Annotated in this window: 18 protein-coding genes; 9 read left to right on the forward strand and 9 right to left on the reverse strand. The window is 65.2% G+C overall.

Annotation, left to right across the window (positions count from 1 at the left end):
- Positions 1–98 precede the first annotated feature (98 nt).
- The 3 genes from D4Q52_RS05150 to galE form a co-directional block, all read right to left on the reverse strand.
- A complete protein-coding gene (locus tag D4Q52_RS05150; RefSeq protein WP_119855482.1) occupies positions 99–797 on the reverse strand; it encodes a fumarylacetoacetate hydrolase family protein in 699 nt (232 codons plus the stop codon).
- 60 nt (positions 798–857) lie between these two features.
- Positions 858–2,660: an ABC transporter ATP-binding protein gene (locus D4Q52_RS05155; RefSeq protein ID WP_119855483.1), complete on the reverse strand. Its 1,803-nt coding sequence runs from the start codon at positions 2,658–2,660 to the stop codon at positions 858–860.
- A gap of 118 nt (positions 2,661–2,778) precedes the next feature.
- Positions 2,779–3,792 (reverse strand): UDP-glucose 4-epimerase GalE, encoded by a 1,014-nt coding sequence (gene galE, locus D4Q52_RS05160; RefSeq protein WP_119855484.1) that lies wholly within the window; start codon positions 3,790–3,792, stop codon positions 2,779–2,781.
- A 174-nt stretch (positions 3,793–3,966) separates the two neighbouring features.
- Between galE and waaC the strand changes: the two genes are divergently transcribed.
- Entirely contained in the window at positions 3,967–4,911 is a 945-nt protein-coding gene (gene waaC, locus D4Q52_RS05165; protein WP_119855485.1) for a lipopolysaccharide heptosyltransferase I, read from the forward strand.
- Between the two features lie 199 nt (positions 4,912–5,110).
- Here waaC and D4Q52_RS05175 read toward each other — a convergent pair whose 3' ends face one another.
- The 3 genes from D4Q52_RS05175 to waaF form a co-directional block, all read right to left on the reverse strand.
- Positions 5,111–5,677, reverse strand: coding sequence for a D-glycero-alpha-D-manno-heptose-1,7-bisphosphate 7-phosphatase (locus tag D4Q52_RS05175; RefSeq protein ID WP_119855487.1), 567 nt, complete (start codon positions 5,675–5,677; stop codon positions 5,111–5,113).
- A gap of 1 nt (position 5,678) precedes the next feature.
- On the reverse strand, positions 5,679–6,257 hold the full coding sequence (locus D4Q52_RS05180; protein WP_119855488.1) for a D-sedoheptulose 7-phosphate isomerase: 579 nt from the start codon (positions 6,255–6,257) through the stop codon (positions 5,679–5,681).
- 70 nt (positions 6,258–6,327) lie between these two features.
- Positions 6,328–7,404 (reverse strand): lipopolysaccharide heptosyltransferase II, encoded by a 1,077-nt coding sequence (gene waaF / locus D4Q52_RS05185; protein WP_119855489.1) that lies wholly within the window; start codon positions 7,402–7,404, stop codon positions 6,328–6,330.
- 186 nt (positions 7,405–7,590) lie between these two features.
- Here waaF and rfaD point away from each other — a divergent pair, with 186 nt between their 5' ends.
- From rfaD to D4Q52_RS05200, 3 genes are read left to right on the forward strand one after another with little or no spacing between them, the layout of a single operon-like run.
- Entirely contained in the window at positions 7,591–8,571 is a 981-nt protein-coding gene (rfaD, locus tag D4Q52_RS05190; RefSeq protein WP_119855490.1) for an ADP-glyceromanno-heptose 6-epimerase, read from the forward strand.
- A 23-nt stretch (positions 8,572–8,594) separates the two neighbouring features.
- Positions 8,595–10,067 (forward strand): D-glycero-beta-D-manno-heptose-7-phosphate kinase, encoded by a 1,473-nt coding sequence (rfaE1, locus tag D4Q52_RS05195; RefSeq protein WP_119855491.1) that lies wholly within the window; start codon positions 8,595–8,597, stop codon positions 10,065–10,067.
- A gap of 31 nt (positions 10,068–10,098) precedes the next feature.
- The gene (locus D4Q52_RS05200) at positions 10,099–12,045 is read left to right on the forward strand and encodes a nucleoside-diphosphate sugar epimerase/dehydratase (RefSeq protein ID WP_119855492.1); all 1,947 of its coding nucleotides are present in this window, start codon (positions 10,099–10,101) and stop codon (positions 12,043–12,045) included.
- A gap of 107 nt (positions 12,046–12,152) precedes the next feature.
- Here D4Q52_RS05200 and D4Q52_RS05205 read toward each other — a convergent pair whose 3' ends face one another.
- Positions 12,153–12,566 carry a GtrA family protein gene (locus D4Q52_RS05205; protein WP_234831076.1) on the reverse strand — a complete coding sequence of 138 codons (414 nt, stop codon included), beginning with the start codon at positions 12,564–12,566 and terminating at the stop codon, positions 12,153–12,155.
- Between the two features lie 58 nt (positions 12,567–12,624).
- Complete coding sequence (locus D4Q52_RS05210; protein WP_234831077.1) at positions 12,625–13,650, reverse strand: MraY family glycosyltransferase; 1,026 nt, start codon at positions 13,648–13,650, stop codon at positions 12,625–12,627.
- Positions 13,651–13,911: 261 nt separating this feature from the next.
- Between D4Q52_RS05210 and D4Q52_RS05215 the strand changes: the two genes are divergently transcribed.
- The 4 genes from D4Q52_RS05215 (at position 13,912) to murJ (ending at position 19,017) form a co-directional block, all read left to right on the forward strand.
- Positions 13,912–14,895 (forward strand): NAD-dependent epimerase/dehydratase family protein, encoded by a 984-nt coding sequence (locus D4Q52_RS05215; protein ID WP_119855659.1) that lies wholly within the window; start codon positions 13,912–13,914, stop codon positions 14,893–14,895.
- A 133-nt stretch (positions 14,896–15,028) separates the two neighbouring features.
- The gene (locus D4Q52_RS05220; RefSeq protein ID WP_119855494.1) at positions 15,029–16,024 is read left to right on the forward strand and encodes a Gfo/Idh/MocA family protein; all 996 of its coding nucleotides are present in this window, start codon (positions 15,029–15,031) and stop codon (positions 16,022–16,024) included.
- Between the two features lie 70 nt (positions 16,025–16,094).
- Complete coding sequence (locus tag D4Q52_RS05225; protein ID WP_119855495.1) at positions 16,095–17,246, forward strand: DegT/DnrJ/EryC1/StrS family aminotransferase; 1,152 nt, start codon at positions 16,095–16,097, stop codon at positions 17,244–17,246.
- Between the two features lie 241 nt (positions 17,247–17,487).
- A complete protein-coding gene (gene murJ, locus D4Q52_RS05230) occupies positions 17,488–19,017 on the forward strand; it encodes a murein biosynthesis integral membrane protein MurJ (RefSeq protein WP_119855496.1) in 1,530 nt (509 codons plus the stop codon).
- Positions 19,018–19,235: 218 nt separating this feature from the next.
- On the opposite strand, the gene D4Q52_RS05235 is transcribed toward murJ, so the two are convergent.
- A complete protein-coding gene (locus D4Q52_RS05235; protein WP_119855497.1) occupies positions 19,236–21,044 on the reverse strand; it encodes a carbamoyltransferase family protein in 1,809 nt (602 codons plus the stop codon).
- Between the two features lie 492 nt (positions 21,045–21,536).
- Between D4Q52_RS05235 and D4Q52_RS05240 the strand changes: the two genes are divergently transcribed.
- Positions 21,537–21,794, forward strand: a complete 258-nt coding sequence (locus D4Q52_RS05240) for a hypothetical protein (RefSeq protein ID WP_234831079.1) — start codon at positions 21,537–21,539, stop codon at positions 21,792–21,794.
- Positions 21,795–21,920 lie beyond the last annotated feature (126 nt).

Genomic DNA, 21,920 nt, shown 5'->3' on the forward strand with positions numbered 1-21,920 from the left:
ATTATGCTTAACCAACTCCTAATACCAGCCGTGTAATGGCCAAATTTGACCATTGTCGAGCGATTCCAGTTCGCTCAACAAAACTGAGCCGACCCCGTTTAGGCCGGCTGTCCGATGCCGATCGACAGCGTGCCGACGCCATCGACGCCGCATTCGACCTTGTCGCCGGGCACCAGCGCAGCGACGCCGGCCGGCGTGCCGGTCATGATGATATCGCCGGCGCTCAGCGCGACCTGCAGCGACAGTTTCGAGATGATCTCGGCGACGTTCCAGATCATCTCCGATAGATCACCCTTCTGCTGCTCGGTGCCGTTGACCGACAGCCAGATCTTGCCGCTCGCCGGGTGGCCGATCTCCGACGCCGGGCGCAGCGCGCCGCACGGCGCCGAGAGATCAAACGACTTGCCGATCTCCCAGGGCTGTTCCTTCTTGCGCGAGATGGTCTGCAGATCGCGCCGCGTCAGATCGATGCCGACGCCGTAGCCCCAGACGTGATCGAGCGCGCTCTCGGCCGGAATGTTGAGGCCGCCGCTCTTCAGCGCCACCACCAGCTCGACCTCGTGCTGCATATCCTTGGTGAGCGTCGGATACGGGATCGTGGCGCCGTCGGGCGCGATCATGTCGGCGTGCTTGGCGAAGAAGAAGGGCGGGTTGCGCTCGTCATTGCCGAGTTCGCGGATGTGCTCGAGATAGTTGCGGCCGACGCACCAAATCCGGCGCACCGGAAAGGTCTTGCTGTCGCCCTGCACGGCGAGGGCGGGCTGCGGCAGCGGGGCGATCACGGACGTAGAGCTCATCAATCTGACTTTCGCAGCTTGGGAAGGGGATGCGCAGAGCGCGCCGGAAGGACGTGTAGACTAGACGGCAGTGTCGACGACCGCCAGCGGCGCGGCGTGGCGCTGCTGCAGCCGGAAGAACGAGGCGTAGCGGCCGCCGCGGCGCAGCAGGTCGTCGTGCCGGCCCTGTTCGACGATCTCGCCGGCTTCGACCACCAGGATCGAATCGGCATGCATGATGGTGTGCAGGCGATGCGCGATCACGATCGTGGTGCGGTTGTGGCACAGCCGTTCGATCGCCTCCTGCACCAGCTTCTCCGACTCAGAATCGAGCGCGGCGGTCGCCTCGTCCAACAGCACGATCGGGGCGTCGCGCAGCAGTGCGCGGGCGACCGCGATGCGCTGGCGCTGGCCGCCGGACAACTGGGCGCCATGCTCGCCGACCGGGGTGTCGTAGCCGAGCGGAAAGCCCATGATGAAGTCGTGCGCATGGGCGGCCTTGGCGGCGGCGACGATCTCGTCTTCGCTCGCGCCGATTTTGCCGAACGCGATGTTGGCGCGGATGGTGTCGCGGAACAGATAGACGTCCTGGCCGACATAAGCGGTTTGCTGGCGCAGCGATACCCGCGACACCGACGCGATCGACTGGCCGTCGATCCGGATATCGCCGGCAGACGGCTCGTAGAACCGCAACAGCAGCGCCAGCACGGTCGACTTGCCGCCGCCGGAGGGGCCGACCAATGCGGTCATCTTGCCGGGCTCGGCGACGAAGCTCATGCCCTTCAGCACCGGCTCGTCGGCGCGATACGCGAACTCCACGGCGTCGAACTCGACCCGAACTTCGGTGAGCGCCAGCGCAGGCTTGCTGCTGTCATCCGGCTCGCTTTGCGGGCTGTCGACGATCTCGAGCAGCATGCGGGCGCCGACCAGGCCGCTGTTGAGCTCGATGTTGAGCCGTGCCAGCCGTTTCGCCGGCTCGTAGGCGAGCAGGAAGGCGGTGAGGAAGGAGAAGAATTGCCCCGGCGTCGCGCCCATCGCCACCACGCGATAGCCGCCATACATCAGCGACGCCGCCACCGCGAAGCCGCCGAGCGTTTCCATCAGCGGGCTGGAGCGGTTCGACACTCGCGCCATCTTGTCGGCGTTCTTGCGCACCGCCTCGATGCTCGCGCCGATCCGGTCGCGCATCGTCTGCTCGAGCGAAAACGCCTTGACGGTGCGGATGCCCTGCAGCGATTCCTGCATCGTCTCCAGGATCTCGGCATTGCCGGCGAATTGCGTGTAGGCGAGGCCCTTCACGCGGCGCACCAGCTTGCGCAGCACCAGCACGGCAGGCGGCGCAATCAGCAGGCCGAACAGCGCCATGAACGGATCCTGCGTTACCATCACGATGACGAGGCCGATCAGCGACAACAGATCACGGCCGATCGCGTTGATCAGCAGGTTCAACACTTCGGTGACGGAGTTGGCGCCGGACGTCAGGCGGGCGAGAAACTCCGACGAGTGCCGCTGCGCGTAGAAGCCGAGACTCTCGTGCATCAGCTTGTCGAACAGCCGGCGCTGATTGTTGGCGAGGATCGCGTTCTTGATCTGCGTCAGGATCACCGACTGACCGTAGGTTGCGACGCCCTTGATGGTGAAGATCGCGAGGCTGACCAACGACAGCACGACGATGCCGGTCAGATTGCGATCGACATAGGCCTGGTTGATCACCTGTCCGAGCAGATAGGCCGACAGCGCCGTGGCGGCCGCGGCGATCGCCATCAGGATGAACGCCATCAAATAGCGGCGCCAATACACCGATGCCTGTTCCATCACCAGGCGCCGCACCAGCTGCGCGGCGCCGTAGGGATCGTCGGTTATCTTGCGTGGGGCTTTGGTCATCCGCGTTCCATCGACGGCGTCGAGCTGGTCGCGCGCGTCGGGCTGGCGTGCGTCGAGCCGCCTCCTTGCCCCCGATGGGCCGGGTTTTCAAGCCAAAAGCTGGTCGAAGACCTCGCGGCTAAGCTGAAATCGCTTCAAGTTCAAAGCCTTGGCGCTGGGCCAGCAGCTTGCGTTCCCACGCCATTGCATGCCCTGCGATGGTGTCGAGGTCATCATATCGCGGTGTCCAGTCGAGCGTTCGGCGAATCCGGCTGGTGTCGGCGACCATCGCGACGATGTCGCCCGGACGCCGCGCCGCGCTGGCAACGGCGAAGTTGCGGCCGGCGACGCGGCGCACCGCGTCGATGGTCTCCAGCACCGAATAGCCGCGGCCGTAGCCGCAGTTCAGCGTCGTCGGCGATCCGCCCTGACGCAGATAGCGCAGCGCCGCGACATGCGCCTGCGCCAGATCGGCGACATGGATGAAATCGCGGATGCAGCTACCGTCCGGTGTCGCATAGTCGGTGCCGAACACGTCGACACGGGCACGCTGCCCGGTGGCGGCCTCGACGGCGATCTTCAAAAGGTGCGTCGCGCCGGCGGTGGCGAGGCCAATGCGCGCCAGCGGATCGGCGCCGGCGACGTTGAAGTAGCGCAGCGCCACGTAGTTCAATCCATAGGCCGCAGCGGAATCGTGCAGCATGATTTCGGTCATCAGCTTGGAGCAGCCATAGGGCGACAGCGGCCGGGTCGGCGCTTCTTCGGGCACGGGCGTGCGATCCGGATTGCCGTAGACCGCGGCGGTCGACGAGAAGATGATGTTGCGCACATGGCGCGTTACCGCGGCGTTCAGCAGACTACGCGACGTCATGGTGTTGTTGCGATAGTAGCCGAGCGGATCGCGCATCGATTCCGAGACGATCACCGAGCCGGCGAAATGGATGATGGCATCGACGCGCTGCGAGGCGATCACGCCTTCGACCAGATTCTCATCGCCGGCGTCGCCGATGAACAGCGGCACGCCCTCAGGAACAAAGCTGGAAAAGCCGGTGCTGAGATTGTCGATCACCACCACGCGCTCGCCGGCCTCGACCAGCGCCAGCACGGTGTGACTTCCAATATAGCCGGCGCCGCCGGTCACGAGCACGGTCATCAGGGCCCCCGTGTGAGAATGCGAGCCGCGCCCGCTTTGGCTTTGGTCCAACAATAGACCGATCAGGTCGACGGATTGCTGATCTTCCGGATTTTCCGGCGTTCCACAGGGGGAATCGACAATATGGTTGCCGAACTGTAACGAGATCGCCGTATTGTGGCGGCTCCTGGCTCGATGTCGGACATTCTTTTCATCAAGACTTCATCGCTCGGTGACGTGGTGCATCAGATGCCCGCGGTGACTGATGCTGCACGCGCGGTTCCCGGACTGCGACTATCGTGGGTGGTCGAAGACGCGTTCGCGCCGCTGGCACGACTGCATCCATCCGTTGCCGAGGTCATTCCGGTCGCGACGCGGCGCTGGCGTTCAAAGCTGACAGCGCGCGCGACCTGGCGCGACATCGCCGATTTCGGCACGCGGCTGCGCGAGCCTGAGTTCGACAAGGTAATAGATACGCAGGGCCTGATCCGCTCTGCGATCATCGCGCGCCTCGCCCATGGTGAACGTCACGGCTACGATGCCTCGAGCATTCGCGAGCCCCTGGCGGCGCGGTTCTATAATGTCACTCATCAGGTCGACCGCGCCCTGCATGCCGTGACGCGCAATCGCCGGCTCACCGGCCTGTCGCTTGGTTATCAACCGGCGGACGAGATCGACTACGGCCTGATCCGCCCGCCGCGAACGAACGACGAGGCCTACGCGGTTCTGCTACACGGCACCTCGCGCACCTCGAAAGAATGGCGCGCCGAGGATTGGATCGCGATCGGACGGTGGTTGCAGGATCGCCGCCTGCATGTCGTGCTGCCCTGGGGCACCGACGCGGAACGACAAACCGCGGAACGCCTGTCTGCCGCGATCGCTGGCAGCCGCGTGCTACCCAAGCAGCGGCTCGATCTCACCGCGCAAGTGATCGCCAATGCGGCGCTGGTGGTCGGTGTCGACACCGGCCTGATGCACCTCGCTGCAGCCTTTCGCGTACCGCTGGTCGGCATCTATGTGGCGACCGATCCCGGACTGACCGGCCCGGTCGGCAGCGGGCCGATGACGGTGCTCGGCGGCAAAAACGGTGCGCCGTCGGCGGCGCAAGCGATCGAAGCGGCGGAGCGGCTGCTGGGGTAGGCTATGCAAGTCGAGCTGAATCGAAGCCAGCTTCCAACTTGCTTGATTTACTCACAACTTCGTCATGGCCGGGCTTGTCCCGGCCATCCACGCCTTCTCTGCATTTCCGCCAGCAAGGCGTGGATGCCCGGCACAAGGCCGGGCATGACGCGTGGAGACGGAAATGCCAAATTCAACAGGCGAATTTCCGGCCAGGCTCTCAGGATGCGGACCCGGTGCCTGCACGGTCGCCGCTGTTTGCCGTCCGGCCGAGTACTTCATCGACGAACGCCGCGATATCGCCGTCCTTGAACAGAAACCCCGGGATCCCCGCCGCTTGCGCGGCTTCGATGTCGATGGCGCTGTCGCCGATCACGAAGCTGCGCTGCATCTCGACCGGCCACGCCCGTGCGAGATCGAGGATCATGCCGGGGCCCGGTTTGCGGTCGGCGCTGGCGCGGCGATAGGCCTCGACGGTGCCACCCGGATGATACGGGCAATAGCGGATGTCGTCGATCCGGGCGCCTTGGCTGGAGAGTTCGTCCAGCATCCAGCGATGCAGCGCGCGGACGTCGTCTTCGCTGAACATTCCGCGCGCGACGCCGGACTGGTTGGTGATCACGAACACGTAGTAGCCGGCGTCGTTCAGCCGGCGGATTGCCGCGGCGATGCCGGGCATCCAGCGAAACCGCTCGCGCGTGCCGATGTAGTGATCGTTATAGTTGATGACGCCGTCGCGATCGAGGAACGCCGCAGGCTTGCGGGCGGGCTGATCGGCCGTGCTCATGCTACGCCATCAGCGCATATTCGATCTCGTCGCAGATCGCATGCGCGGCCATCAGATGAATCTGCTGCACCAGCGCCGTCTCGGCGATCGGCGCGATCAGCAGATGATCACACAAGGCGGCCATCGACGTCCCGCTTGGTCCAGTCATGCCGATGGTGACGAGCCCTTGCTTGCGCGCCACCTCGAGCGCCGCGAGGATGTTCGGCGAGCGGCCGGAGGTGGTGATGCCGATGAACAGGTCGCCGGCCTGGCCGAGCCCCTCGACCTGCCGCGCGAACACGCGCTCGAAACCGTAGTCGTTGGCGATGGCGGTGAGTGCCGAGGTGTCGGTGGTGAGCGCGACTGCCGGCCAGCCGGGGCGGTCCTGCTTGTAGCGGCCGATGATCTCGGCGGCGATGTGCTGGGCGTCGGCGGCGCTGCCGCCATTGCCGGCGATCAGGATCTTGCGGCCGCCGCGCAGCGCCGCGATGGCCGCGGCGGCGATCGCCTGAGACGTGGCGAGCAATGCCGCATCGCCGGCCGCCGCCGTCATCGCGGCGAGCGAGTTCTGAAAATGCGCGGCGATGCGGTTCTGGCTCACGTCACACCTGAAGGCAGGAAGATCGGCACTGGTTAAGCGCAGGGCCGGGGAAGGGCAAGGGCGGGCGTGCTTACAGCGCAGGGGCCAGGCCGGCGGCGCCGAGCGCCTGCTGCGCGGCGGCCATCACGTCGTCGACCGGGATGTCGCGCATGCATTTGTGATGCACCATCCGGCACACCGGCTTGTGGCAGGGACGGCACGGCACGTCGGTCTTGGTCTCGATCACCGCCTCGATCGGGTTGAGCGGCGCGTAATGCCAGGCGCTGGTCGGGCCGAAGATCCCGATGGTCGGGCTGCCGATCGCGGCAGCGACGTGCAGCAGGCCGGAATCGTTGGAGATCACCAGATCGGCGGCGCCCAGTCCCAAAATGCCGTTGCGCAGATCGGTGCCGGTGAGGTCGCGAGCGTTCGGCCCGGCCGCCGCGACGATCTCGCGGGCTTTGTCGGTCTCGCCCGGGCCACCGATGACCCAGACGTCGAGCCCGCGCGCGGTCAACGCCTGGGCCAGTTCGACGTAATACGACCAGCGTTTCGACGGCCCGACGGCGCCCGGCGCCAGCGCCACGGCGGTCCGGCCTTCCAGCCCGTTGGCCTGCCGCCACGCGGCGATGGCGTCTTGCGGTACCACGAGCTGCGGCTCCGGCCAGTCCATCGGCAGCTCGATATTGGCCGGCAGCGCCAGCGCGGCGCAGCGGTCGATCATCCGCGGCAGAGCTTTCTCGCCGCGCCGCCAGTCGTTCAGCAGCCCGAACCGGACCTCTCCGATGAAGCCGGTGCGCTGCGGGATGCCGGCCAGGAACGGCGCGATCGTCGATTTGAAGGTGCGCGGCATCACCAGCGACCGGCCATAGCCCTCGGCCCGCAGCCGCGCCGCCAGCGCCCGCTGCTGGTCGAGCGCGAGCTTGCCGCGCGGCAGGTCCCAGACGATGCCCTTGCGCACGCCCGGCATGTAATCGACCAGCGGCGCGCACAGCGTGGTGGCCAGCACGTCCACCGGCCGGTTCGGCCAGCGATCCTTCAGCACCCGCACCACCGTGTGGCAACGCACGAAATCGCCGATCCACATATAGGGGATCAGCAGGATCGGGCTGGTTTCCGAGCGATCGGCCGCCCTGGCGAGACTCGATTTCAGTGAATCGTAATTCATTGCGGTATCTGGCGGAGGCACTTTGCCTCCGGGTGAACGCGGTCCTGCCGGTTACCGCCTGCTTCGCCCGGCGTCCAGCCGTGATTTCGCCCCGATGCCGGTTCCAAAGGGGGCCGGCCAGAGTTCAAGTTGCCTGCCCCGGCGGAGTGGGGCAAAGGTGGCCGCGCAAATCGAGGCGGGAAAGTCATGCTGCTGGTTACCGGAGGCGCCGGGTTCATCGGGTCGAACATCGTGGCTGCCTTGAATGAAACCGGGCGCAGCGATGTTGCGGTCTCCGACTTCCTCGGCCATGACGGCAAATGGAAGAACCTCGCCAAGCGGCAGCTGGCCGATTTCGTGCCCCCTTCCGAACTCGCCGATTGGCTCAAAGGCCGCAAGCTCGATGCGGTCTTTCATATGGGCGCTATTTCGGAGACGACCGCGACCGACGGCGATCTGGTGATGGACAGCAACTTTCGGCTGTCGCTGCGGCTGCTCGACTGGTGCACCGAGAGCAAGGTGCCGTTCATCTACGCGTCCTCAGCGGCGACTTACGGCGATGGTGAGCAGGGCTTTGCGGATGATCCGTCACTGCCGGCGCTGAAGCAGCTCCGCCCGATGAATCTCTACGGCTGGAGCAAGCACCTGTTCGATCTGGCGCTGCTGGAGCGCGCCGCGAAGGGGCAGAAGCTGCCGCCGCAATGGGCCGGGCTGAAGTTCTTCAACGTGTTCGGGCCCAACGAATACCATAAGGGCGCGATGGCCAGCGTCCTGGCCAAGCGCTTCGACGACATCAAGGCCGGCCGGGTGGTTCAGCTGTTCAAGTCGCACCGCGACGGCATCGCCGACGGCGATCAACGCCGCGACTTCATTTATGTCGACGACGTGGTCCGGGTGATGATGTGGCTGTTCGCTTCGCCGTCGGTGAGCGGGCTGTTCAATGTCGGCACCAGCCATGCCCGCAGTTTCCGCGATCTTATCCTCGCCGCCTATTCGGCGCTCGGAACAACGCCTCAAATCGAATACATCGACATGCCGGAACAGATTCGGGGCAGCTATCAGTATTTTACCGAAAGTGAAGGCGAACGGCTGCGCGCCGCAGGCTACAATGGCGGCTTCACGCCGCTCGAGGAGGCGGTGGCTTGCTATGTCAGGGGCTACCTCGACGCCAGCGATCGCTTCCGCTGATCGCGCAACTGCGTGAACCATTGATGTTCAATTTTGAGACTCTGCTGCGATCCATCGCGAATACTACCGTGCTGTGCGTCGGCGATCTGATGCTCGACGAATTCGTCTATGGCGAGGTCTCGCGGATCTCGCCGGAAGCGCCGGCGCCGGTGATCGCGGTCCAGCGCAGCGAGATCAACGTCGGCGGCGCCGGCAACGTCGCCCGCAATATCGCGGCGATCGGCGCGCGCTGCATTTTCATCGGTCTGATCGGAGACGACGAGGCCGGCCGGACGCTGAGCGCGGAGCTCGCGAGCGAGCCACGGATCGAGCCCCTGCTGGTCCGCGATCCGTCGCGCCCGACCACCCGCAAGGTCCGTTTCGTCTCCGAGCACTTCTCCACCCATATGCTGCGCGCCGATTGGGAAACCGCCTCGGCGGCCTCGGCGGAGATCGAAGCGAAGCTGCTGGATGCGATCCTGCCGCAGCTCGAACGCGCCGACATCGTGCTGTTGTCCGACTACGCCAAAGGCGTGCTGACGCCGCAGCTGATTGCCCGCGTCATCGAAGCGGCGCGGCAACGCGGCAAGCGGGTGATCGTCGACCCCAAGAGCGCCAACTTCGCGACCTATCGGGGCGCGACGCTATTGACGCCGAACCGCAAGGAATTCGTGACGGCCACGCGCAGCGCCGCCGATTCGCTCGCCGAGATCGCGGCAGCCGCGCAGGACGCGATGGCGCTGGCGGAGTGCGAGGCGATGCTGGTGACGCAGAGCGAGCACGGCATGACGCTGGTGCCGCGCGGCGGCGACCCGATCCACGTGCCGGCGCTGCCCGTCAAGGTCCGCGACGTCTCCGGCGCTGGCGACACGGTCGCTGCTGTGCTGGCTGTCGTATTAGCGGCCGGCGAGGACTGGGCGAGCGCGATGCGCGCGGCGAGCGCCGCTGCGGCCGTCGCAGTCAGCAAGAACGGAACCGCGGTGGTGACGCCTGCCGAACTGCGGCGCAAGCTGTTGCCGCACGCCTCGCTCGCCGCCGAGGATAAGATCATCGGCAGCGCGGCCGACCTCGACCGCCGCATTGCCGAATGGCGGCGCGAAGGGCTGCGGATCGGCTTCACCAATGGCTGCTTCGACATCCTGCATCCGGGTCATGTGAAGGTTCTGACCGCGGCGCGCGGCGCCTGCGACCGGCTGATCGTCGGCCTCAACAGCGACGCCTCGGTGCGGCGGTTGAAGGGCGAAGGCCGACCGGTCCAGAACGAGCGCGCCCGAGCCGAAGTTCTGGCGGCACTCGAAGCGGTCGATCTGGTGGCGATTTTCGAAGAGGACACGCCGCTCAAACTGATCACTCAGATCGTCCCCAGCGTACTGGTGAAGGGCGGCGACTACACCCGCGAGCAGGTGGTCGGCCACGAGGTGGTCGAAGCCAGTGGCGGCGAGGTGCTGCTGGTCGACATCCTGCAGGGCCACAGCACCACGTCGCTGGTCGAGAAGGCACGCGAGGGCGCGGCATGAGCCGGCCCGCACCCTCAAGCCGAGACGAACGATGCTGACCAACATCAGGTCGTTCACCTATCGCAACTGGTTGATCGCGCTCCACGATGCCGGCGTCACGGCGATCGCTGTGCTGCTGAGTTTCTTCCTGCGTTTCGACGGCGAGAATCTGCTGGACCGGCTGCCGCTGCTGCTGAAGATCCTGCCGTACTTCATCGTCTTCAGCTTCTTCGTCTGCTACGCGTTCCAGCTCACCACGACGAAGTGGCGGTTCGTGTCGATCCCGGACCTGCTGAACATCCTGCGCGCCGCCAGCGTGCTGACCGTCGCGCTGCTCGCTCTCGACTATGTCTTCCTCGCGCCGAATGTCTACGGCACGTTCTTCCTCGGCAAGACCACCATCATCATCTATTGGTTCCTGGAGGTGTGCCTCCTGTCGGGATCGCGGCTCGCCTATCGCTACTTCCGCTACACGCGGACTCGCAACAAGGCGCTGACTCAAAACGCCGCGCCGACGCTGCTGATCGGGCGGGCGGCCGATGCCGAGGTGTTTTTGCGCGGCATCGAAAGTGGTGCAGTGAAGCGGTTGTGGCCGGTCGGCGTGCTGTCGCCGTCGGCCTCGGATCGCGGCCAGACCATTCGGGGCATTCCGGTGCTGGGCGGCATCGACGATCTGCGCAACGTGGTCGAAGACTTCGCCAATCGCGGCCGGCCGATCGAGCGGGCGGTGATGACGCCGTCGGCATTCGAAGCCGAGTCGCAGCCCGAAGCCGTGCTGATGCGGGCGCGCAAGCTCGGCCTTTCGGTCAGCCGGCTGCCGTCGCTGGAGGAGAGCCGCGATACGCCGCGCCTCGCGCCGGTCGCGGTCGAGGATCTGCTGCTGCGGCCGAGCGTCAAGATCGACTATCGCCGGCTCGAAGTGCTGTTGAAAGGCAAGTCGATCGTCGTCACCGGCGGCGGCGGATCGATCGGGCTGGAGATGTGCGACCGCGTCACCACCTTCGGTGCAGCCCGTCTGCTGCTGATCGAGAACTCCGAGCCGGCGCTGCATGCCGCGATGGAGATGCTGTCCGCGAAGGTGACGCAGACCGTCGTCGAAGGACGGATCGCCGACATCCGCGATCGCGAGCGGATTTTTCAGCTGATTACGGCGTTCAAGCCAGATCTGGTGTTCCACGCCGCGGCGCTGAAGCACGTTCCGATCCTGGAGCGCGACTGGGGCGAGGGCGTCAAAACCAACATCTTCGGCTCGGTCAATGTGGCCGACGCCGCGCGCGCTGCCGGCGCCGAGGCGATGGTGATGATTTCCACCGACAAAGCGATCGAGCCCGTGTCGATGCTCGGCCTCACCAAGCGCTTTGCCGAAATGTACTGTCAGGGCATGGACCGCGAGCTGGCCGCGGCCGCTGAAGCCGACAAGCCGCCGATGCGGCTGATCTCGGTGCGGTTCGGCAATGTGCTGGCGTCGAACGGCTCGGTTGTGCCGAAGTTTAAGGCGCAGATCGAGGCCGGCGGCCCGGTGACGGTGACGCATCCCGATATGGTGCGCTACTTCATGACGATCCGCGAGGCTTGCGACCTCGTTATCACCGCCGCCACCCACGCGCTCGATCAGCAGCACTCCGACGCCTCGGTGTTCGTGCTCAGCATGGGGCAGCCGGTGAAGATCGTCGATCTCGCCGAACGCATGATCCGGCTGTCGGGCCTGCAGCCCGGCTACGACATCGACATCGTGTTCACCGGCATCCGGCCCGGCGAGCGGCTGCACGAAATCCTGTTCGCCAAGCAGGAGCCGACCACCGAGATCGGGATTCCGGGCATCGTCGCGGCACGTCCGAACGAATTGCCGTTGGAGGCATTGCGGAGCTGGCTGAACGAACTGCAGGCCGCGATCGCGCGCCAGCAGCACGCCGAAGTCGTGGCGATCCTCAAGAACGCCGTGCCGGAATACAGAGACGAACGCGAACAAGCCGCGTCCAAGGCCGAGCTTCAGCAATAGTGGAGCTACCTGAGCAGGCATAGCCTGCTACGAATTCCGTCATGACGCGTGGATGGCAAAGTGCCCCGTCTGGGGGCCGCATTGTCGATCGGCCTCCCAGAACGAGGTCAATGGTCGGAACCTGCAGCACGATTCTTGTCGGACGGCCTGGTCCTGAACACCACGAAATGCGACATCGAAAAGTTGACCACGAAGCTGACGATGATCGACAGCAGCTTGGCGGCGAACACCGACACGAAGTGAGACAGCACGACGAGCGTGGTCGTCGCCGTGGCGACGCCGAGGGTGCCGGAAGCGACGAAGCTGAGATACGCGCCGCGGTTCAGGCTGCGGCCGGATTCGGTTCGGAACGTGATCATGCTGTTCATGACGTAAGACAACGACACCGCGACCAACCATGCCATCACATTGGCCGGCACCAGCGGAAGCTTCAGCAATTCATAGGCGACCGTGAACACGGCGAGGTCGACCATCGCGTTGATGACGCCGATCCCAGCGAAGCTGACGAGCTTCGCCAGCATTGGGCGCGCACGTCGTTGGTCAAGCAGGCGATCGTACAATGATTTCATAGGATGCCCATCACCTTGCCCACGACTCCGCGACTGGTCGGCCGAACTGCGCCAGAACCAATCCAACCGCGGCCGTCCCGCCGAGTAACAGGACCACATCCACGACGCCCGAGTCGAACGCGACCGACGCGCTCGCCAGGACCGCCAGCAGCAGATTGAGGAAAAACACGCGGCCGACGACGCCGATCACCGAGAACCCGTTGTCGGTGGCACGTTGATAGTAATGAGTGCGGTGTGCTTCCCAAAAGGCTTCGCGTTGCAGGACGCGGCGCATCAGTGTCAACGTGCTGTCGGCCAGATAGTACATCGGCAGCAGCAGCGCCGCCGCGAGATGGCCGTGCAGCGCCAGTTGCAGCAGACACCAGCCGAGTAGCAGGCCGATCGGGAGACTGCCGACGTCGCCGAGGAACACCTTGGCGGCGGGACGATTGAACGGCGCAAAGCCGAGCATCGCGCCACCGAGCGCGGCGGCGATCAGCGCGGCTTCGATCGGCAGAGCGCCGACGACACCGAAGACGACCAGCGCCAGCGTCACCGGCACCACCTCGCTGACCGTCATCCAGTCCAGCCCGTCCATGAAGTTGACGAGGTTGACGAACCACAAGCCTGCGATGATCAGAGCCATGCGTTCGATCCACAGTGGCAGCATCGGCACGACTTGCAGGCCTGCCGGCAACGCCGCGATCACGATGCCGACCGCCAGCGCCTGCAGCGCGAATCGCGGCAGCACCGGAATCGGCCTGATGTCGTCCACGGTGCCGACCAGCGCGATCAGCACCGTCGCGCCGAACAACAGTGCCGGGATGCCCGGCGCCGGCGCGATCAGCGCCATCGCCACGGCAGCGATCACCAGGGTAGCCACAATCACCGCGATGCCCGCGCCCTGCGGCGTCGGGATCTTGTGCGAGGAACGCGCGTTGGGTCGCGCCAGTGCGTAGCGCGCCAGCAGCGGCATGATCGCAACGATCAGGACGCCGCAGAGCAGCGCTGCCAGCGGGATCGCCGCCAAGGCAACAGTTTGGTCCCAGCCCGTCACGTCAGCCCGCCAGAACTGGGGTTGGCGCGGGTTGGCGCAGAATGGCAGGGAGGCGGGGCATCGGGCTCGCTGTGGTTGGGTCGCGCAGCAGCGATCAACCGGCGGTTGGCGCTACCAAACTCGCCCGTTTGGTATGGTTTCGAGACCGATCTTGCAAGTGCGGCCCACTCGGCGCTTGCCGCGTGGCCAAAGCGGCGGCTAAACAGGCGCGCTTTCGGCGACTTCGACGTGAGATCACGGTCGAACCAATTTGAGGGCTTGATAGTGGAACAACCCATATTGGTGACCGGAGCCGCGGGCTTCATCGGCTTCCACGTCGCGCGCGAACTGCTGGACGCGGGCCGCAGCGTCGTCGGGTTGGACAATCTCAACACTTACTACGATCCCGCCTTGAAACAGGCGCGCCTCGCGCTGTTGCGCGATCATCCCGGTTTCACCTTCATTCAGGGCGATCTTGCCGACCGCACAGCTGCCGCTGCGCTATTCGCCGCGCGCCGCTTTCCCGTGGTGATCCACCTCGCTGCGCAGGCCGGCGTCCGGCATTCGCTCAGCCATCCCCATGACTACGCCGACGCCAATCTTGAGGGCTTCCTCAACGTGCTCGAGGGCTGCCGCCATAACGGCTGTCAGCATTTGATCTACGCCTCGTCGTCCTCGGTTTACGGCGCCAATACCAAGCTGCCGTTCTCGGTCGAGGATCGCACCGATCATCCGATCAGCCTGTACGCCGCCTCGAAGAAGGCCAACGAGGTGATGGCGCATTCCTACAGCCATCTGTACCGGCTGCCGACCACGGGCCTGCGCTTCTTCACGATCTACGGCCCTTGGTATCGGCCCGACATGGCGCTGTTCCTGTTCGCCGACGCCATCACCCAGGGCCGCCCGATCAAGCTGTTCAACCACGGCAAGATGCGCCGCGATTTCACCTATGTGGCGGATGTCACACGCGTGATCCTGCGTCTCATCGAGTTGGTTCCGCCGGCCGAGACCGGCCGCGCGCCAGCTCGGCTCTATAATGTCGGCAACCACCAGCCGGAAGAACTGATGCACGTGGTCGCCTTGCTGGAGCAGGAACTCGGCCGCTCCGCGGTCAAGGATATGCTGCCGATGCAGCCTGGCGACGTGCCGGCGACCTTTGCCGACGTCGATGACCTGATGCGCGATGTCGGGTTCAAACCGGAGACCGCGATCGAGGACGGAATTCGCAGCTTCGTCGGCTGGTACCGGTCTCATTATCGCGTCTGATGTGGCGCGGGGGACTCACAGATAATTGTAATTGTCTGAATCAAAACGTGTTTGGGCAATTTGCGCGCTGCATCGCCACACCTGTGACGGCGTGCTAGGAAGCCGCATCATTCATTTTTCGAGGCATTCCGCCATGACGTCCGCTCCAGATCTGGTCAAGATTTCCGCGCTCCGGGTTGGCGTCATCGGTGCTGGAGTGATGGGCACCAACCACGCGCGCGTGCTGGCCGGTCTGCCTGGCGTGACCCTGGTCGGAATCGTCGACCCGCTCGACGAGCATCGCAAGCGCGCGATCGAGCTGATCGGCTGCAAGACCTTCGCAACGCTTGATGAATTGCTGCTGGCCGGGGTCGACGCGGTGACCATCGCGGCGCCGACCCATCTGCACCACGAGGTGGCGCTGACCTGCATCGGCCGCGGTGTCCATGTGCTGGTCGAAAAGCCGATCGCCTCGACGGTCGAAGAGGGGCGCGAGATCGTCGCCGCCGCCCGCAAGGCCGGCGTGACGTTGATGGTCGGCCATGTCGAACGCTTCAACCCCGCAGTCGCCGCCATCAAGCAGGCGATTCGCAACGAGGACATTCTGTCGATCGGCATCACCCGGGTCGGCCCGTTCCCACCGCGGATGTCGAATGTCGGCGTGGTGATCGATTTGGCCGTGCACGACATCGACCTGATTCGCTGGTTCACCGAATCCGAGATCGTCGACGTGCAGCCGCAACTCACTTGCGCGGTCGCCGAGCGCGAAGACATCGCGCTGCTGCAATTCCGCACCGAGTCCGGCGTGCTGGCGCATATCAACACCAACTGGCTGACGCCGTTCAAAGCCCGTAACGTCACGGTGGCGACCCGCGGCAAATACGTGATGGGCGATCTCCTGACCCGTCAGGTCACCGAGTGCTTCGGCTTCAAGGCTGACGGCAGCTATTCGATGCGGCATCTGCCGGTCGGCCACGACGAGCCGCTGCGCGCCGAACTGATTGCCTTCCTGAACGCGGTGAGGACCAACAATACGCCCGCTGTCACCGGCGAAGAGGGCGTTGCCAGCCTCGAGATCGCCATCCAGTGCCTGGAGCAGCCGCCGAAGGCTGCGGCCGGCCGCAAGCCGCCGCTGCGTGCCGCTGGCTGATCGGCGCTCGAGAGTTTCCAGTCGCGCCTCGCGGCGCATTCCTCTTTCATCACCGATCAAGCCGAGCTCCATGAACCAGCACCTCCGCACCGACTCTGTGCCCTTCATCGATGTCGGCGCACAGCGCCGCAGGCTTGGCCCCGCACTCGACGAGGCCGTCGGCAAAGTGCTGAATCACTGCCAGTTCCTCGGCGGACCCGAGGTGCTGGCGCTGGAAGCCGAACTCGCCGCGTACACCGGCGCCCGCTACGTCGTCACCTGCTCGAGCGGCACCGACGCGCTGCTGATGGTGCTGATGGCCAAGGGGATCGGCCCCGGCGACGCGGTGCTGTGCCCGTCCTTCACGTTCTGCGCGACCGGCGAGGCGGTGGCGCTGACCGGCGCGACGCCGCTGTTCGTCGACGTCGACGAAGTGACTTTCAACATCGATATCGGCTCGCTGAAGCGCGGCATTGGTACGGCCAGGAAGCTCGGGCTCAAGCCGCGTGCGGTCATCCCGGTCGATCTGTTCGGCCAGGCGGCCGATCATGCCGCAATCGCCACGATGGCGGCCGACGAGGGGCTGTTCGTGCTCGACGACGCCGCGCAAGGATTTGGCGCGACCTACCGGGGCAAGAAGCTCGGCACCTTCGGCCTCGCCACCGCAACCAGCTTCTTCCCGGCCAAGCCGCTCGGCTGCTTCGGCGATGGCGGCGCGATCTTTACCGATGATGCCGAACTGGTCGACGGTCTGCGCAGCGTCCGAGTTCACGGCCAGGGCGGCGACAAATACGACAACATCCGGCTCGGCCTGACCGCCCGGCTCGACACCATCCAGGCCGCGATCCTGCTTGAAAAGCTGAAGATCTTCGACGACGAGGTCGCCGCGCGCAACCGCGCCGCAGAGCGCTATTCCGCCGCTCTCGGCAATCTCGTCACGGTGCCGCGGCTCGCCGAGGGCTGCAGCTCGGTGTGGGCGCAATACACCATCCGGCTGCCGCAGGGGATCGACCGCGACGGCTTCGCGGCGGCGCTGAAGGCCCAGGGCATTCCGACCGCGATCTATTACGCCAAGTCGATGCACCAGCAGACCGCCTACCGCGCATTCCCGACTGCGGATGGCGGGTTGCCGGTGTGCGAGCGGCTGTCGCAGGACGTCATCAGCCTGCCGATGCACGCCTATCTCGACGATGCGACGCAGGACCGCGTAATCGAAGCCGTGCGCGGCGCGGTGGGCGGCTAGGCACCGCGGCACGGGGCGCGGTCGGCACTGACTCTCGTCATTCCGGGGCGCGCAGCAAAGCGGAGCGAACCCGGAATCTCTGACGTCCACACAACTTCGGGATTCCGGGTTCACGCGCCAAGGGGCGCGCGCCCCGGAATGACTCGCTTGGGGTAGGGCGGGGCAGGCGGTGCGCTGGCAAGGGCGAGGCCTGCGAGCGTTTCCGGTTTTGCCGCCCCGTCACTTCCTGTAGAAGCGGCGCATGCTCAGGCGTATTTTCACCGTCGGCGGCTTCACGCTGTTGTCGCGACTGACCGGCTTTGCCCGCGACATCATGCTGGCGGCGATTCTCGGCGCCGGGCCGATTGCCGACGCGTTTTTCGTGGCGCTTCGGCTGCCCAACCATTTTCGCGCGATTTTCGCCGAGGGTGCGTTCAACGCCGCCTTCGTGCCGGCCTATGCGCATGTCCACGGCGAGAAGGGCGAGGCTTCCGCAAAACTATTCGCGGATCGCATCTTCACGCTGCTGTTCGTCTCGCAGCTGGTGCTGCTCGCGGTCGCGCTGGTGTTCATGCCGCAGATGATGAGCATCCTGGCGCCAGGCTTCACCGATGATCCGGCGCAGCGCGGGCTGGCGATCGAGCTGACACGAATTACCTTTCCGTATCTGCTGCTGATCACGCTGGTGACGCTGTATGGCGGAATCCTCAACGTGATGCAGCGCTTCGCGTCCGCCGCGGCGGCATCGATCTTCCTCAACATCTCGATGATGGCGACGCTGGCGCTCGCCGCGTTCTTCCCGACCGCCGGTCACGCCGCGGCGTGGGGCGTGCTGATCTCCGGCTTCCTGCAGTATTTCCTGCTGGCCGGCGATCTGTCGTTGCACGGCGGCCTGCCGCGGTTCGCACGGCCCAGGCTCGACGCCGATGTCCGCGCCTTCTTCCGCGCACTCGGCCCGGCGACGGTCGGCTCGATGGGGACGCAGCTGGCGCTGTTCGCCGACACCATCATCGCCACCTTCCTGCCGGCCGGCGCGCTGTCCGCGCTGTACTACGCCGACCGGCTCAATCAGTTGCCGATCGGCGTGATCGGCATTGCGATCGGCACCGTGCTGCTGCCCGAGATGTCGCGGCAGCTCACCGCCGGCGATGATGCCGGCGCCAAGGCCTCGCAGCGCCGCGCTTTCGAGTTCACGCTGCTATTTTCGATGCCGTTCCTCGCCGCCTTCCTGACGGTGCCGGATGTGATCATGCGGGCGATGTTCGCGCGCGGCGCCTTCACCCGCGCCGACGCGCTGTCCGCCGGCGCGACGCTCGCAGCTTATGCGATCGCGCTGGTGCCTTTCGTGCTGATCCGCAGCGCGGTGGCCCCCTTCTACGCGCGCAAGGACACGGCGACGCCGGTCAAGGCGGCGCTGACCGGCGTCGCTGCGAATGTCGTCCTCAAGGTGTTGCTGATGGGGCCGCTGGCCCAGGTCGGGCTGGCGCTCGCCACTGCCGCCGGCGCCTGGATCAATCTGCTGCTGGTGATCTTCTTCTCGGTGCGCGCCGGCTATCTGGAGTTCGACCGCGCGCTGACCTCGGCGATCGTCAAATTCGTCGCGACCGGCGTGCTGCTCGGCGCGGCGCTATGGGCAACGACCTGGTTCGGCGCACCCTATCTCGCCCAACTGCCGACGCTGCGCGACGAAGCGGCCTTGCTGCTGCTGATCATCGTCGGCGCGGTGGTCTACGGCGCGGCCGTCCTGCTGCTGTTCGGCCCGCGCTGGCTGAAGCGCCTGGTGCGGGGCTGATTTACTCGATCCGAACCTTTCGGCCCGTCGTCCCCGCGAAGGCGGGGACCCATAACCCCTGGCGATAAAGTTCTGCGCAGCGGCGGCGTATGTGTAGGACCGTCATCACTCCGCCGCGACTCTAGGGGCTATGGGTCCCCGCCTTCGCGGGGACGACGCTGTGTGTGAGGCGGCATGGTCGGCTTACAACGACGTCATGATGAGTCGAAGTCGCGGACTCACCCCACCCGCGTCGTCGAGCGCACCAGGTTGGTGACGTCCGAATACACTTCCAGCACCGGGTTGATGAAGCGGTGGGCCTTGTTCTTCGACACGATGGTGTCGTGCATCACCAGATAATCGATGCCGGTGGTGAGGAAACAGGCCATCGCGTCGCGCGGGGTTTCGACGATCGGCTCGCCCTTGATGTTGAAGGACGTGTTGACCAGCACCGGCACGCCGGTCAGCGCCTCGAACTCCTTCAGGATGTAATACAGGTCCGGCGCGGTCTCTTCGTCCACCGTCTGCACCCGCGCGGTGCCGTCGACATGGACGACGGCAGGGATCTTGTCGCGCCAAGCGGCAGCGACCGGCTTCGCCAGCAGCATGAACGGCGAGTCTCCCGCGCCCTCGAAGATCTCGTCGGCGCGCTCCTTCAGCACGATCGGCGCGAAGGGGCGGAACGGCTGGCGATGCTTGACGCGGCTGTTGAGGATGTCCTTCATCTCCGGCCGGCGCGGATCAGCCAGCAGGCTGCGGTGGCCGAGCGCGCGGGGCCCGAATTCGGAGCGGCCCTGGAACCAGCCGATCACCTTCTGGTCGGCCAGCAGCTTGGCGGCTTCCTTGTAGACTTGGTTGCTGCGCACGACGTTGATCTGCGGCTTGACGAAGAACCGCCTGGTGGCCTCTTCGATTTCGCCGTCCGTGTAGGGCCGGCCGATATAAGCGTGCTTCATTTCGAAGCTGCGCGGCTTCTGCTGGATGGCGAGATGGCCGTAGTAAGCGCAGCCGATCGCAATGCCGTCATCGCCGGCGGCCGGCTGGATCCAGACATTCTCGAACCCGGCCTCGCGCGCGATCCTCCCGTTAGCGACGCAGTTCAGCGCGACGCCGCCGGCGATGCAGAGGTTCTTGGCGCCGGTGGTTTCGCGCAGCCAGCGTGCACGCTCCAGCAGCACCCGCTCGGTATCATCCTGCACCCGCCAGGCGAGGTCTTCCCAGTGCTTCATCGCCGGGTGGGTTTCCCACTTGCCGGGCGAATCCATGATGTAGGGCTGGTTCAGCTCCGGCGTCCAATTCGGCACGGTCAGCTTGTTGTTCTCGAACTGCAGCATCGGCGGAATGGCGTTGGGCCGGCCATAGGGCGCCAGCCCCATCAGCTCGCCGCATTTGTTCCAGTCGCCGAACACGTAGCTCGAGGCGCGGCTGTAATACGCGCCGAGGCCGGGCATGTTGTAGAACTCGTCGGACAGGAAGCCGCGCTCCGGCTCCATGAACACCTTCTTCAGGCATTCGAGCTTGCTGCCGCTGAATTTGTAGTAGCTCTCCGACTCGCGGGCGAGCGGCGAAGCTTCGTCGCCCGGAAAGCTCTCGTCGACATCGGAGCGATAGCTGCCGACGCCGTCAACGATCATCACCACGCCCTCCTCGAACGGGCACGGCGCAAACGCGCTATAGGCGTGCGCGAGGTGATGCGAGATCGTCATCACCTTGTTGGATGTGTTGCGGAACAGCGCGTGCGTGTTGGCATCGGGCCGCTCGTGCTCGGGCAGGAAGGCCGGCATGTCCTGATACATCAGCCGGTCTTCCATCTCCTGCACCGGCAGGATGTAACAGTTGCGCACCACCAGATCGACGTCGGCCATGGTGATGCCTTCGGCATTCAGGCAATAGTCGATCACCTCTTTGTAGAAGCCGGTCGCGTGCTTCTCGCGGGTGACACGCTCCTTCTCGATTCCGAATGCGATCTCGCCGTCGCGCAGCAGGCAAGCGCTGACGTCGTGGTCGTAGGTGTTGAGGCCGAGGATGTAGCTGTGCTGTTTGGACATTGAGCTCTTTTCTTCAGGGAGCGTTCAGGAATGGATGGCCGTAGGGTCGCCGCTACAACGCGGATCAGATCGTCATGTCGACGTCGCTCCACGCGACATAGCGGTTCATTGAGGTTGGCAGTCTTCGCACAATGTTCCGCCAAAACCTAACGGCGCCGTGTGTTGTTCATGGAACGCGCGAACGAGGCGGTTTTCGGACGATCCAATATCGCGGTGCACAATTTGAAACTCGAGTTCGTTGCGAAACGTTAGTCGCGGAAGCCAAGATCCGTTAGGCATCAAAGGCACCGCTGCTTGACCCAATCTGTTGCTTGCTCCTAATCTTGTCGAATTGAGGCCGCAAAAGATCGGTTAGATCCACACGCATTTGAACCCGATCGGCGGACCCTGGCACCAATCCGGGCGAAGTCTGGTTCGAATGCTCAACCGACCGGGAGAAGGATGTAGATGGCTCATAATGTTTCGAAAACCCGAAAGGGAATGCTCGCACGCGTGCTCGCAGCTGTAGCGCTGACTGGCATCTATGGCCTCAGCCTCGTTGGCACGTCAGCCGCGTTCCTGACGGCGACCACCACCACGGCCGACGCGCAGCGTGGCCGCGGCCGTGGTCGTGGCGGCGGGTTCTATCGCGGTGGCCGCGGGCGCGGGTTCTATCGCGGCGGGCGCGGTTACTATCGCGGCGGTCGTGGCTGGGGCTATCGCGGCGGCTGCGTGTTCAATCCCGTCTACGGCCGGGTGATCTGCTACTAAGCCGCGTTCGACTATACAGTCGATACGGCGATGGAAGTGACGAAGGTGCATCGGATATCCGGTGCACCTTTTTCTTGTCCGCTGCTCGTGTTTATCCGGGCGGCGTTTGCGCGGCGCGCCGTTCCG

The organism is Rhodopseudomonas palustris (assembly GCF_003591005.1).
Lineage (GTDB): Bacteria > Pseudomonadota > Alphaproteobacteria > Rhizobiales > Xanthobacteraceae > Rhodopseudomonas > Rhodopseudomonas palustris_K.

Coding starts and splice junctions, on each gene's coding strand:
- D4Q52_RS05150 (WP_119855482.1), bottom strand. CDS start 797: ATGAGCTCTACGTCCGTGATCGCCCCGCTGCCGCAGCCCGCCCTCGCC.
- D4Q52_RS05155 (WP_119855483.1), bottom strand. CDS start 2,660: ATGACCAAAGCCCCACGCAAGATAACCGACGATCCCTACGGCGCCGCG.
- galE (WP_119855484.1), bottom strand. CDS start 3,792: ATGACCGTGCTCGTGACCGGCGGCGCCGGCTATATTGGAAGTCACACC.
- waaC (WP_119855485.1), top strand. CDS start 3,967: ATGTCGGACATTCTTTTCATCAAGACTTCATCGCTCGGTGACGTGGTG.
- D4Q52_RS05175 (WP_119855487.1), bottom strand. CDS start 5,677: ATGAGCACGGCCGATCAGCCCGCCCGCAAGCCTGCGGCGTTCCTCGAT.
- waaF (WP_119855489.1), bottom strand. CDS start 7,404: ATGAATTACGATTCACTGAAATCGAGTCTCGCCAGGGCGGCCGATCGC.
- rfaD (WP_119855490.1), top strand. CDS start 7,591: ATGCTGCTGGTTACCGGAGGCGCCGGGTTCATCGGGTCGAACATCGTG.
- rfaE1 (WP_119855491.1), top strand. CDS start 8,595: ATGTTCAATTTTGAGACTCTGCTGCGATCCATCGCGAATACTACCGTG.
- D4Q52_RS05200 (WP_119855492.1), top strand. CDS start 10,099: ATGCTGACCAACATCAGGTCGTTCACCTATCGCAACTGGTTGATCGCG.
- D4Q52_RS05205 (WP_234831076.1), bottom strand. CDS start 12,566: ATGCTGGCGAAGCTCGTCAGCTTCGCTGGGATCGGCGTCATCAACGCG.
- D4Q52_RS05220 (WP_119855494.1), top strand. CDS start 15,029: ATGACGTCCGCTCCAGATCTGGTCAAGATTTCCGCGCTCCGGGTTGGC.
- D4Q52_RS05225 (WP_119855495.1), top strand. CDS start 16,095: ATGAACCAGCACCTCCGCACCGACTCTGTGCCCTTCATCGATGTCGGC.
- murJ (WP_119855496.1), top strand. CDS start 17,488: ATGCTCAGGCGTATTTTCACCGTCGGCGGCTTCACGCTGTTGTCGCGA.
- D4Q52_RS05235 (WP_119855497.1), bottom strand. CDS start 21,044: ATGTCCAAACAGCACAGCTACATCCTCGGCCTCAACACCTACGACCAC.